Source organism: Bacillus sp. AK128, assembly GCF_053903075.1.
Genome location: NZ_CP096379.1, coordinates 797329 through 810144, shown reverse-complemented (window position 1 = coordinate 810144; position 12816 = coordinate 797329). Strand labels below are relative to the sequence as shown.

Below are 12816 nucleotides of genomic sequence, written 5' to 3'. Positions count from 1 at the left end.
TTTATGCCCCTTTATGAAAAATAAAAAACCGTTGATTTCTTAACTGTTTACAGTAATTTAAGTAGTATATTTTGACCTAATTCGTTCTGATACTACTCAATAATAACGGGAGCATTTGTCTCAAGTTTGACTAAGCAAATCCTTCTACTTCTTCTATTTCTAAGGCAATGGTTTTAAATTCTGTATTAACTTGAATTGAATTGATGTCAATTTGACAAACACTAAGCAGCTTCTTCTTTAATATTTTCAAATTTATTACCTTCAGTTTCTAGTACACCAATACAAGTTATATTAAAGATCTTTAAGCCTGTGATGTAATCGGGTGTTTAATTCCTTCCGGAAAACGTAAATCTGATTTCATTTTTATAAAAAGTTGTTCACCTTGATATGGTTCACTTTCCAGATCAACACCTTGAATATCAGGCATATAATGAAAGATAACTTTCTCAGTTTCAGAGGATGCTATTTCATTAATGACTGATAAGAGATCTACCTCCTTGTTACTAACAAGATCAAATAAATGAAGCTGGCTTCCTTCTTCCTTATAAATCATCACTACATCCTCTTTAGGTAGGTAATAGACATGATTTGGAAACACATAAAGGCAATAAAACATAAATAGTTCTGCTGTACCTTTTGTAGAAAATATCTTTGTAACTGGTATTCTTTCTTTTACAAATTGATAGATGAAGTTTAGTTCTTTCTTGTTTGTTACATCTAAAGGTCGAACCCTATCATGTTTGTTTTTCCGCTCTTTAAATTTCATACTGTATAGAAACTCATCAACAGGATGAAAGCCAAACTTCGGGTAAAAATCTAATACTGAATGATTGGCAAATAGATACATAATATCGTATAGACCCTCGTATTCATCGAGCACTTTAGTCATGAGTAACTTGGATAATCCTTTATTTCGGTATTCAGCATCTGTCATAACTGTCCCAAGCTGTAACCCTTGATAACAAGACCCATTTATGACTAATTCAATATGATTCACAGATACATTAGCGACCATTTTGTTACCGACCATGTAAGAGAAAGGGTCATACTTTGATGTCCAAAACCCGCTTTTATACCAATTCTCAAAATGAATCCCAAAAACTGAGTCAGCCAATTGATTAAAACTGTCTCTCAATTCTCGATTGTTAGAAAATCCCCTTACAAATTTTATTTCTTCCATATGACCCCTTCTTTCTTATTTATTTAACTATATCTTCTTTTCTAATTCACGTCATCTATTGGTAAATTTTTACAAATAGTTGCGTCTAACAAGAGGAATTAAGTAAAAATGAAAAGGGGTAGTTAAGATGAAATTAGGTAAAAAGGTAATGAAAGCTGGAACCATAGCAATACTGGCAACTGGAGTTTTATTCGGAGGAACAATGGGATTCCAACAGGGAGAGGCTTTTGCAAAAACAAGTGTGGTGAAGAAAAGTACGAGTGTTAAAGCAACGGGAACTTATGCCGGCCTTGCGGATCAGCAGTCCTTTGAGGTGAAACTTGGTAAAGATACAAAAGTAATTCGTCTACCCGAGAAAAATAAACATTTAGTAAAAGGATTAAAAAAGGGTGATTCGATTACGATTACTTACTGGGTTAATGTGAAAGGACAAAACATATTAGGAAATACGTTAACAAAAGGTAGTATCAAAAATACTAGCACGAAGGCAACTGGACAATACATTGGAATGGCAGACCAGCAGTCTTTTGAAGTAAAAATCGGTAAAGACCATAAGGTGATTAGAGTAACTACAGAAAATGCAAATAAAATTAAAGGGTTAAAAAGTGGCCAAACGATAACATTCAGTTATTGGGTCAATGTGAAAGGGCAAAATATTTTGGGCAAAACCCTTAAGAAAGGAAAGTAAAAAGAGGGGAATCTCCCCTCTTCACCTCTAGAGAAAAGTCCCTAACTATTGCTTGGGTTTATTCTCTTACTGCTCCTCTACATCCTTCATTAGCTTATTTGCCCAAACATTTGCTTCAGCGTAAAGAGAGAATAAGTCATCTTCCTTCATAGTAGGAGCTACATTCATGACCGCTTTACTACCAAGTTGCATTCTTTCAACCGATTTAATTAGATCGAGGACCTCTTTCAACTCATTTTCTTCACCTAATAAGGCATCACGAATATCAGTGGCTAGTGGTAGGTCTGACAGCACTTTCTCAATCGGTACATGCAAGATGGAGTCAACGAGTGAAAACATCCCAAGCAAGAAGTACTTTGAACTATGAATACTATTTCCTTGATAATTACCTATTAATTCACCAAGCTTGGCTCTTGTTAAGCTTAAATGAATAATTTCCCTTGATGTTACATCATTTTTACTTGCGTTCACACCTTTAATGGCTAGAACGTAAATCCATTTTTTAATTTCTATTAACCCTAACAGCACAACGGCTTGCTTAATAGAACTGATTTCATATTTAGGGCGAATCGATGGTGATTTAATAAGCTTCAGTAATTTGTATGATATAGATAAGTCCTTTTCAATGACTTCGGTAATCTGGTCGATATCAGGTACTGGCATATCAAGTTCTTCAAGAACTAGTAAATAAGAGTAATAATAGGACGGGATATCATGGCTTTGCAGAATAATCGGCTTACTAAAAAAATACCCTTGAAAATAGCTGTATCCATCATTTTTTGCATCTTCATATTCGTCCCTTGTCTCTACCTTCTCAGCTAAAAACTGAAGATTAAAGGGTTTCAAATAATCCATTAGTTGATTTCTAGCTTCTCTAGTAGTCGATCTAAAATCAATTTTAACGATATCCACATAATTTAATAGTGAAAGTATTTTATCATCACCATGTAGAAGAAAAAAATCATCTAAGGCAATAGTATAGCCTAGTGACTTCAATTCCTTACAAATTTGGATAACTTCATCTGTTGCTTTCACATTTTCTAATATTTCAACTACGATTGATAGCGGCGTAAAGTAGGTTGGCACCTTAAGCTTTAGTAGATTTTCAGTGAAATTGATAAAGCAAGGCTTTCCATTTGATAGTTCTCCCAAGCCAATATTCAAAAAGCTATTTACGATTACATCAGTTGTTGCCTGATCTCCATCCGTATGGGAATATTCGTTGTACTGACTGTTTCTATGTAACAGTTCATATGCAATGACATTTTCCTTTTCATTAAAAATGGGCTGTTTTGCAACATAAACCTCCATTTATATTCCCGCCTTACCTAGTAGTATTTGCTCACTATTTTATCATATTATAAATATCGACCTGTGCCTATGATAATTTAACGTAGATGATCATCTATTAATATTCAAGCAACTGAAATATAGCTTATTTATGTTTAAAGTAAAAGCTGTGTTAAAGTACAGTGTTGATTTTTAGCAGAGTTGATTGAAGTGGAAGGACGCGAGACTCCTGTGGGAGAAGCGTGGTGAAGGAGACCCCGCAGGCGGTAACGCCGAGGAGGCTCCCGAACCCGCCCACGGAAAGCGAGTGTCCTGGAACGGAAATCAACAACAAACTCTAACAGAGCCAAAGTAAAAAAGATAACAGAAGTTAAATCAACTGTTATCTTTCATATTGACTTATTCCTCTTCTAATTCTACTACTGGAATATCCATTCCTTCTTCTGGCTTTGAATGGGTATTCACTCTAGCAGTATTAGCATTTTCATCTACACTCTGGATCCATACAGGAACCCCGTGATAGGTAACCGTTATTTCTGCTGGAGAAGATACAATTTGTTTCACTCTATTCATTTCCATACTGTTCACTCCTCTTTCTTAATAGGACATCCCACTATGTCCTCCTTAATTTTCCATATGCATGCTTATTATGTTTCCAACTGTCATTCTTCATTCCAACAAAATGACAAATATTGCGGATGTTATGAGGATAGTAAGAAATGGAAACAATAAAAAATGAGGTGAACGTATGAAAGTCAATGAACATGATAAGCAGTCACTTAGTGATTCCATTGATAAACTCAACGAAGGACTTGATGTTATCATCCAACTATATAATGAGGCAGAACAAGAGAAAGCATTCATTAACTTTGATGAAGATACGATTAATATCATTGAGAGTGCCAAGAAGGCCTATGGTGATAATGAAATTGATGAACGGATTAATAAGTTCATAAAAGAAATACTTTCGCTACTACCTTTAGAACATTCAAATAACACGAAAACGAAGGCAGAATAAGAGGTAACCCTGATGAATTTACATTCTATCTTAATTTCTTACTTGAGACTTCCTATCTTTGTGAGACTGATCCTTCTAGCATTATTATCAATATTTGTTTTTGGTGTTACCATTCACTTAATTGAACCCATTAAATTTCCAACTATCTTCGAGGGTGTATGGTGGGCAATTGTAACTGTGTCAACTGTGGGTTACGGGGATTATTCACCAGTATCGAAGCTTGGTCGAGTGGTGGGAATCATGCTTATTTTAGTCGGTACAGGGTTTATGACCCTGTATTTTGCATCACTTTCATCCGCAGCTGTTACTAGGCAAAACTCATACATAGAAGGAGCATCCTCTTATAAAGGAAAAAAGCATGTTATTCTTGTCGGCTGGAATGAACGCGCCAGAGAGACACTCCAGCAATTGCATGGAATGAATGAAAGGCTGTCAATCGTGTTAATTGATGAAACATTGTCCATGAGTCCTGTATCTTATAAAAGCGTTACTTTTATTAAGGGGAATCCTACTCACGATGATACGCTCCAACGAGCAAATATTGAAGAGGCAGAAATGATTATTATATCAGCGGATCAAAGCAAAAATGAAGTGCATGCCGATATGGCAACGATTCTAACACTTGTAACGGCAAAGGGCTTAAATCCAGCCATTTATAGCATCGTTGAAATCCTGACTAAGAAGCAAATTATCAACGCAAAACGTGCAGGTGCGGACGAAATGATCCAGACCAATAAACTCGCTAGCTATGTAATGACCAATAGTATTATTTCCCACGGGATTTCTGATACCTTACTAGTGATGCTGGACAACCTAGCCGGAAATAAAATTGAATATATGAAAGCAACTAATCAAGAAGTAGGTCATACCTATCAAGAAAGTATTAACATGCTATTAAGTACTAATACTTTAGTCATCGGTATAAAAAGAGGAGATGAATCCTATATTAATCCATCTCCTACTTTTATCATTAGAGCATCTGATGAGCTTTTAGTCATTAAGCATTAATCTTCAAGCAAATAATCTTCTAATTCTTTTACAAGCGATTTCCCTAAGTCAATATACTTTGTTGGAAATGATGCATCTGGATCTTGTGGCTCAGAGAATTGGTTAAAACTTGCCGATTTATTCCAAACAGAAACATGATCATCGAGTCCGATTTGATACTTATGGGAAAGTAAGAAAGGTGTTTGGAATTGTACTGTTGCATTTTGAGAATCCAACTGGCCATCAATTGCTTTAAAAGGAACACGAAGAAACTGATAGCCCACTTCATCATCAATTTTATAATCAAAATAACCATGGTCATAGTCCCAGTTTCCACCGATTACATAGCCTAGTTGCTTTAGCTCTTGTTCAAGTTTATAAAAATTAAAGGATTGCCCTTCAAGCCGAGAAGGAACTTCAATCATACATACCATCTCCTCTATTAAGACTATCTTTAGATTAACCAGATCTAGAGTAAAATATTTTTAAACCGTGTAAAAGATGCTCCATATAGAATTAAATATAAATGTACCTTTCCAGGTACTTAAATGGGACCTTCCTAACTACATATAAAAAGGACTCGATTTTTCGAGTCCTTTTTCCTGTCTTATTTTAATCTCTTCTCCAGCTCTGCACGCTTTTCTTCAAAGCCTTCTTTTCCAAGTAAAGCAAACATATTCACTTTGTATGCTTCCACACCCGGTTGATCAAATGGATTTACTCCAAGTAAGTAGCCACTCATCGCACAAGCTTTTTCAAAGAAATACACTAAGTAACCAAATGTATACTCATCTAGAGCCGGTATCTCAACTACTAAGTTTGGTACTCCTCCGTCAGTGTGTGCAAGCATCGTTCCCTCAAATGCCTTTTTATTAACGAAATCCACGGTCTTACCCGCTAGGTAGTTAAGACCATCAAGGTCTTGATCTTCTGCTTCGATTGTGAGTTCATGGCGAGCTTTTTCAACATGAATAATCGTTTCAAATAGATCACGACGACCTTCTTGAACATATTGACCTAATGAATGAAGATCAGTTGAAAAATTAGCAGATGATGGGAAGATTCCTTTTTGATCTTTTCCTTCACTCTCACCAAATAATTGCTTCCACCATTCAGCAAAATATTGAAGCCCTGGCTCATAATTAATCAGCATTTCAATTGTTTTGCCTTTATTATATAGAGCATTTCTTACAGCTGCATATTGGTAAGCTGCATTTTCAGCTAGTTCAGAATGACCAAAGTCTTGACTCGCTTGAGCGGCACCTTTCATCATTTCCTCAATGTTTGCTCCACTCACAGCAATCGGAAGTAAACCCACAGCCGTTAACACAGAATAGCGACCACCGACATCATCCGGAATAATAAACGATTCATACCCTTCTTCTGTAGCTAGGGTTTTTAAAGCTCCACGTGCTTTATCTGTAGTGGCGTAAATTCTTTTTCTAGCTTCTTCTTTTCCATATTTTTCTTCCAGTAATTTACGGAAAATACGGAAAGCAATGGCTGGCTCTGTCGTCGTACCAGATTTTGAAATAACATTAACTGAAAAGTCTTTCCCTTCAAGAACGTCCATTACATCTTTAAGATAGGTAGAGCTAATATTGTTTCCAACAAAAATCACTTGTGGAGTTTTACGCTGTTCCTTTGTCAAAGCATTGTAAAAAGAATGATTCAGCATTTCAATTGCAGCACGTGCCCCAAGGTAAGAACCACCAATACCAACTACTAAAAGAACATCTGAATCTGATTTAATCTTTTCTGAACTCTTGAGAATTCTTGAAAATTCTTCTTGATCATATTCTGTCGGCAGGTCAATCCAACCTAAGAAATCATTACCTGCACCTGTTTTTTCATGTAAAGAATGATGTGCTACCTTTACCGCATCACTTAAGTATGTAAGCTCATGTTCCCCAAAAAAGGACAACGCTTTTGAATAATCGAACTTAATATGTGTCATATGTTTGCCTCCTTTATATGTATCAGTATTTCCTCTTTCACTTTACCTGAAACCATTCTTTTAAAGCAATAGCATGTTAGAGTGGAAGCGGATTCATTTATAAAATATATTGTAAACGTCTTGAAACATTGAAAAACTGGAATAATAACTGCTTTTACTGGAATTATGAAAAAAATCGCGGAATTAGATAGGTTTTTCATGGAAATACAGAAAAAATCGTGGAATAACCAGAAAAGCCGCGAAATTAAGCTTTACACTCACAAGAATTTACCATCCGGTAGGGAAACTTACCAATAAAAAAAGCCTAATACAGTCAAAGGACTATATTAGACTTAAATTTTATTATAATGAAGCACGTAATATAGCTAAAACATCCTCTTTTTCTAATGTTTGGAACCCTCCGAATGGTCCTCTGGACATTGCCTTATCAGCGACAACTTCAAGTTGATCATCACCGATTTCATAATCAGCTAATCTAGATGGTGCTCCGATACTAGTCCAGAACTCTCTTACCTTATCGATTCCTTCTAAGGCAACTTCTCGTTCCGACTTCCCTTCAGGATCTACACCGTATACTCGTACAGCCAGCTGAGCAAAACGACTAACATCTGTGTCTAGCGTATGTTTCATCCAATTTGGGAATAAGATCGCCAAGCCACCAGCATGTGGAATATCGTATACAGCTGAAACAGCATGTTCAATACCATGCGATGCCCAATCTCCTCGATAACCCATTGATACCATACCATTTAAAGCCATCGTACCACTATACAGAATTGTTTCACGTAGCTCATAATTCTCAAGGTCATTAACTAATTTCGGAGCCGCCTCCATAACCGTTGTTAAAATAGATTCACACATACGATCCTGTAGCGGAGTATTTGTAGCTTTATGGAAATAATGCTCAAATACATGAGACATCATATCGACAATACCGTAAATGGTCTGGTCCTTTGGAACAGAGAAAGTATGGACCGGATCCAAAATAGAGAATCTTGGGAATGTCTCTGAGCTTCCCCAACCATATTTTTCGTTTGTTTCCCAGTTAGTTATAACAGAACCTGCATTCATTTCTGAACCAGTTGCTGCAAGCGTTAATACAGTACCAAATGGTAAGGCTTCAGTAGCGACCGCTTTTCTTGTTACTAAATCCCAAGCATCACCATCATACTTAGCACCAGCAGCAATTAATTTGGTACAGTCAATAACACTTCCCCCACCAACAGCAAGTAATACATCAATTCCTTCTGTTTTACAAATCTCAACCCCTTTTCTCGCAGTAGAGAGTCGCGGATTTGGTTCTACACCAGAAAGTTCATGAACCTCTGCTCCAACTTCTTCTAACTGTGCAAGCACGCGGTCATAAAGCCCATTTCTCTTAATACTTCCTCCACCATAAACAAGAAGTACCTTCTTTCCATATGTAGGGATTTCATCCTTTAAACTCGATAATGTGTCTTTCCCAAAAATCAATTTGGTTGGATTGCTAAAAACAAAATTTTCCATTTTAATAGACCTCCCTAAATTATTATTACTTTTATTATGTATGACAGGCTGTGTCATTGTAAAGAATTGTGACTCTAACTAAGTATGTATAAAAATGAAAATAAATACTCAATATAAACAAGAAGTTATGATTAAATTCTAAGGAGGTTATATTGTGAGTACAATTCAACGTCTTGCTTTAGCTCTTACAATAATTGGTGCAATTAACTGGGGCTTAATTGGATTTTTCCAGTTTGACCTAGTTGCTGCCATCTTTGGTGGACAAGATGCTGCACTTTCGAGAATTGTGTATGGTCTTGTAGGAATCTCGGGATTAATCAACTTAGGCCTTTTATTTAAGCCTTGGAAAGAAGTAGAAACAAGCCCAGAAGCACGTCCAACAAGATAAGAACAAGAAAAAAACAGGCACGAGTCAAACTCATGCCTGTTTTACTATTTTATTTACTTTTTAAGAAGGTTTTCACGATCATCAGATTGTTCAATCCACTCTTCTAACTTATCTTTTAGCGTATTAAAACCATGAACCTCAGTATCCGCTTTTTCACTGTTACGCTTCATGATTTTTTGTAATGGTGCCTTTTCTGGAGCTTTTTCTGTTGCACGAATAGAAAGGCTAATCTTTCCAGCTGCTTCATCGATCGAAAGAACTTTAACCTTTACTTCATCTCCTACAGACAAATGCTCACTAACATCCTTTACAAAACCATGCTTAATTTCAGAAATATGAACAAGCCCTTGAGTATTTTCATCTAAGGCAACAAACGCACCGTAAGGCTGAATCCCTGTAACCTTCCCCGTTAACACACTACCTACTTCAATTTTCTCAGACATCCGAAACACTCCTAATGATATATTTTTATCTGTCATATATACGCAATATACAATTATATCATAGGAGCGGATGTTTATCAAAAACACTTATATTTTAATAATTAAAATCCTTATACTCTTGTTCAGTAAAATTGAATTCTTTCAATAAGTTATAATACTCATTTATTGTTGCATAGGTTTCTGTATTACTGTAAGTTTCAAGAAATCTTTCATAGCTTGCTTTTAGCTCTGGAGCAAGAGTACCATTTATAAAGGCCCGGGAATTATCAGTGCCCTTTAAATACCAATATAGTTCTATTGTATAGGTATCTCCAATCACACTACTAGTTCCTGAGTAACTATTCTTTAGCTCCTCAAGCAGAACAATCCGATCAGCTAGTTCGTTCCAATCAATTTGCAACTCGGCATCCATAGCCATTCGTTTTGTCATAAGGCTAACAAATTGCTTCTCATTTTCTTTTAGGTCCATGTTTTCAAATTTATTATAGTTAATAGCTAGATCGTATCCACCCTCACCAGAATCGATAAACCAATATCCATTTTCTACAACCGCTGTTGCAAATTCGAGTATTTCTGGATCTTGAACCTGTAGATTATTTAATTGTTCTAGCCCTTCGAAAAAGTCTTGACTGACTTGATGTAATGGTAACGAATGAGCTTTATCTTGAAAAAACGATAAAAGAGCAGTTTGTTTTGAAATAATTAGGAACAGATCCGTATTTTCATCTAATTGTTCCAGATCCGTTTTTGGCATTTCAAATTTATCTCTAACAAACTCTGTATATTCACTAAATGATTTTTCTAATTCTGCTTCATTTTTATATTCTTTATAATTACGAGATGCAACTTGATCTACCAATGCTTTTGCTTCACTAATATGGTTAAGCTCTTCAGGAAGTGCAATATCAATAACTGACATTTGTTCTAAAGCAAGCTTTTGCTCGTTATAAAAACTCAATAGTTCCTGATGTTTTTCAGCAATCTGTTCCGCCGTAATGGTCTCATTCGTTTCTGTTTCCTGAGTTGTATTCTCACCTTCAGAAACTGAACCATCACCTGTTTGAGAATCCTGATGGGATAGCAATTGAATCACTAGAATGGATCCTATTAATAAGACACCCATAAAACTCGCAACATACGGAAGCTGAGTCGTCATCCAGCTTTTTTTCTTCTTTTTAACTTCTGTGTCTCTTATACGGTTCATGATTTTATCGGTCTTATCAGTAGTTGGTAACTCATCATATGCATTTTTTAGTTGATTTAAACGTTTTTCTAATGGATCCATCACCCTTCACCACCCTTTCTTTCTTCATCCTCCATTATTTTTTTCAACATCGTTTTGCCTCGTAGTAATCTCGTTTTAACAGAGGAAAGACTAATTGAGAGAATATCTGCTATTTCCTCATATTTCTTATCATGAAAATAAAATAAAATAATAGGGATTCGGTATTTTTCATTTAAACGCTGTATACTGATATGCAAAATTCGATCTTCCTCGTTTTGTAAAATCGATGCTTCTACTTCTGGGTAATCATCAACTGGCTCTAACTGAATTTTGAATAGCTTCCGTTCATTCTGTGATTTCTTCCTTGCCATATCTCTTGTCACATTTAAAGTGATTTTATACAGCCAAGTAGTAAATTTTGCTTTTGAGAACTGATCGAGAAATCGATATACACGAATAAATACCTCTTGAGTAATGTCATCTATTTCATCTCTTCGATTACCTAGCTGAAAGGCAAATCGTTCGACAACGGGGTAATACTGTTGGACCAACTGTTGAAATGCTGCTGTGTTTCCTTGCTTTGCCTTTAAAATTAATTCATCCTCATTCAACCGAATGTACCTCCTTTATCTCCAGGTTTTATTAGTTACAATAAGTGCCAATTTATAGTACTTTTGAAAGTAGAACCAAAGAGAGTCTTTTTTCTATAAATATAACGAATTATTCTTAACAATTGTTACAAAAAAAATATCTTTTGTATAAACAGCCCGATTATTGGTTAAATTGTTGATAAGGTTTTCTAGTATTCCCCCCTTTTATTGGACAAGTTGTTAATGCTTGTCCTTTTTTTGTGTTCTGCTGCCTTCAGTACTCCTTAAAAGTAGAGAATTCGTTAAAAATCAGTCCGGTTATCACTTAAATATCTAACATTTTGGCAAACTATATAAAAAATGGCTGAGGTGAATTCAGATGACATCACATGAAAATAAACATATCACCAACCGAATTGACGGCACCAATATTTATTATGAAACTTACTCTTCTCCATCAACAGAACAACCGACGATCGTATTAATACATGGTTTTCTTTCATCGACCTTTAGCTTCCGCCGCCTCATCCCCCTTCTTACTAGAGATTATAATGTAATCGCGATTGATTTCCCCCCTTTTGGGAAAAGTGATAAGTCTAGAAAGTTTGTCTACACCTTTCAAAATATAGCTAGTATGGTGATTATGTTGTTAGAAACTCTCCAAATTAATAAGCCCATCCTAGTTGGTCACTCTATGGGAGGTCAGCTTTGTTTACAAATCATAAAACAACGCCCAGAATTGGTAGATCAAGCAGTTCTTCTTTGCTCTTCCTCCTATTTAGAACGTTCAAAGTGGTCTATTAGAGTATTAACTTATATTCCGTTTTTCCATTTATACCTGAAGCGTTGGCTTGCCAAGAAAGGAGTAAGACGAAATCTATTAAATGTCGTTTATGATTCTTCCATGATTGATGAGGAAATGATGAGAGGATATGAGCAACCTTTTATGAATGAGCTTATTTTCCCTGGACTTGCCCGACTTATTCGCCACCGAGAGGAAGATTTATGTTCAGAAGAGCTACAGCAAATTGATACTGAATGTTTATTAATTTGGGGGAAAGAGGATAAAGTTGTTCCGTTAAAGATAGGAAAAAGACTAAATGAAGACCTGCCAAACTCAAAACTAATTGTCATCGACCGTGCAGGACATTTAATTCCTGAGGAAAAACCGAATCTAATCTATTCATATATCCGCCAATTTATTTCTAAGAGAAACCCTTCTTCTTCACAGTCGACATAAAAAAAAACACTGGAACCCACGATTCCAGTGTTTTTTAACCTAATGTACAAGATTCATCATTTTTTAGAGTAAATAGTGCTGTGGCGATAGTTGAACAGTCCTTTTTAGTTGGAATCTGTTCAAAGGAAAATTGAAAGATTTCCTCCATACGCTCCACAAGTTGGTAGACATCATCAAATTCATGAACGGCCTGGATGATGTCTGCAAACTCAGGGTCATAATTTCCAACCCCAATTTGAAAAGGATCCCACTCATATAAAACTTCGTATAGCTTAACATTCAAATTGTTCATATATTACACACC

Annotated in this window: 15 protein-coding genes; 5 read left to right on the top strand and 10 right to left on the bottom strand. The window is 35.8% G+C overall.

Annotation, left to right across the window (positions count from 1 at the left end):
- Positions 1-301: 301 nt before the first annotated feature.
- Complete coding sequence (locus M1D60_RS03700) at positions 302-1180, bottom strand: GNAT family N-acetyltransferase (protein WP_456277869.1); 879 nt, start codon at positions 1178-1180, stop codon at positions 302-304.
- 127 nt (positions 1181-1307) lie between these two features.
- Between M1D60_RS03700 and M1D60_RS03695 the strand changes: the two genes are divergently transcribed.
- A complete protein-coding gene (locus tag M1D60_RS03695; protein WP_456277868.1) occupies positions 1308-1868 on the top strand; it encodes a hypothetical protein in 561 nt (186 codons plus the stop codon).
- A 66-nt stretch (positions 1869-1934) separates the two neighbouring features.
- Here M1D60_RS03695 and M1D60_RS03690 read toward each other — a convergent pair whose 3' ends face one another.
- Both M1D60_RS03690 and M1D60_RS03685 read right to left on the bottom strand, forming a co-directional pair.
- A complete protein-coding gene (locus M1D60_RS03690) occupies positions 1935-3179 on the bottom strand; it encodes an EAL and HDOD domain-containing protein (RefSeq protein ID WP_456277867.1) in 1245 nt (414 codons plus the stop codon).
- Between the two features lie 378 nt (positions 3180-3557).
- On the bottom strand, positions 3558-3737 hold the full coding sequence (locus M1D60_RS03685; protein ID WP_456277866.1) for an H-type small acid-soluble spore protein: 180 nt from the start codon (positions 3735-3737) through the stop codon (positions 3558-3560).
- Positions 3738-3906: 169 nt separating this feature from the next.
- On the opposite strand from M1D60_RS03685, the gene M1D60_RS03680 reads away from it, so the two are divergent.
- Positions 3907-4176, top strand: coding sequence for an atypical membrane-integrating protein (Mistic protein) (locus M1D60_RS03680; RefSeq protein WP_456277865.1), 270 nt, complete (start codon positions 3907-3909; stop codon positions 4174-4176).
- 12 nt (positions 4177-4188) lie between these two features.
- The gene (locus M1D60_RS03675; RefSeq protein WP_456277864.1) at positions 4189-5184 is read left to right on the top strand and encodes a potassium channel family protein; all 996 of its coding nucleotides are present in this window, start codon (positions 4189-4191) and stop codon (positions 5182-5184) included.
- On the opposite strand, the gene M1D60_RS03670 is transcribed toward M1D60_RS03675, so the two are convergent.
- From M1D60_RS03670 to M1D60_RS03660, 3 genes are all read right to left on the bottom strand, one after another.
- A complete protein-coding gene (locus tag M1D60_RS03670) occupies positions 5181-5588 on the bottom strand; it encodes a YugN-like family protein (protein WP_456277863.1) in 408 nt (135 codons plus the stop codon). The two genes, M1D60_RS03675 and M1D60_RS03670, sit on opposite strands and share 4 nt — an antisense overlap.
- A 182-nt stretch (positions 5589-5770) precedes the next feature.
- Positions 5771-7120, bottom strand: coding sequence for a glucose-6-phosphate isomerase (locus M1D60_RS03665; RefSeq protein ID WP_456277862.1), 1350 nt, complete (start codon positions 7118-7120; stop codon positions 5771-5773).
- Positions 7121-7462: 342 nt separating this feature from the next.
- Positions 7463-8626, bottom strand: a complete 1164-nt coding sequence (locus M1D60_RS03660) for an iron-containing alcohol dehydrogenase (RefSeq protein ID WP_456277861.1) — start codon at positions 8624-8626, stop codon at positions 7463-7465.
- Positions 8627-8780: 154 nt separating this feature from the next.
- On the opposite strand from M1D60_RS03660, the gene M1D60_RS03655 reads away from it, so the two are divergent.
- Positions 8781-9014 carry a DUF378 domain-containing protein gene (locus M1D60_RS03655; RefSeq protein WP_163179530.1) on the top strand — a complete coding sequence of 78 codons (234 nt, stop codon included), beginning with the start codon at positions 8781-8783 and terminating at the stop codon, positions 9012-9014.
- A gap of 53 nt (positions 9015-9067) precedes the next feature.
- Here the strand turns inward: M1D60_RS03655 and yugI are convergent, their stop codons facing one another.
- The 3 genes from yugI to M1D60_RS03640 all read right to left on the bottom strand — a co-directional run bounded on the left by yugI (position 9068) and on the right by M1D60_RS03640 (position 11293).
- The gene (gene yugI, locus M1D60_RS03650; RefSeq protein ID WP_456277860.1) at positions 9068-9457 is read right to left on the bottom strand and encodes a S1 domain-containing post-transcriptional regulator GSP13; all 390 of its coding nucleotides are present in this window, start codon (positions 9455-9457) and stop codon (positions 9068-9070) included.
- Between the two features lie 94 nt (positions 9458-9551).
- Positions 9552-10745, bottom strand: coding sequence for a hypothetical protein (locus M1D60_RS03645; RefSeq protein WP_456277859.1), 1194 nt, complete (start codon positions 10743-10745; stop codon positions 9552-9554).
- Positions 10742-11293 (bottom strand): RNA polymerase sigma factor, encoded by a 552-nt coding sequence (locus M1D60_RS03640; protein WP_456277858.1) that lies wholly within the window; start codon positions 11291-11293, stop codon positions 10742-10744. Before M1D60_RS03640 ends, M1D60_RS03645 begins: the two co-directional genes overlap by 4 nt.
- A gap of 358 nt (positions 11294-11651) precedes the next feature.
- Between M1D60_RS03640 and M1D60_RS03635 the strand changes: the two genes are divergently transcribed.
- Complete coding sequence (locus M1D60_RS03635) at positions 11652-12512, top strand: alpha/beta fold hydrolase (RefSeq protein ID WP_456277857.1); 861 nt, start codon at positions 11652-11654, stop codon at positions 12510-12512.
- A 34-nt stretch (positions 12513-12546) separates the two neighbouring features.
- On the opposite strand, the gene M1D60_RS03630 is transcribed toward M1D60_RS03635, so the two are convergent.
- Positions 12547-12804, bottom strand: a complete 258-nt coding sequence (locus M1D60_RS03630; RefSeq protein ID WP_456277856.1) for a DUF1871 family protein — start codon at positions 12802-12804, stop codon at positions 12547-12549.
- Between the last annotated feature and the right edge of the window lie 12 nt (positions 12805-12816).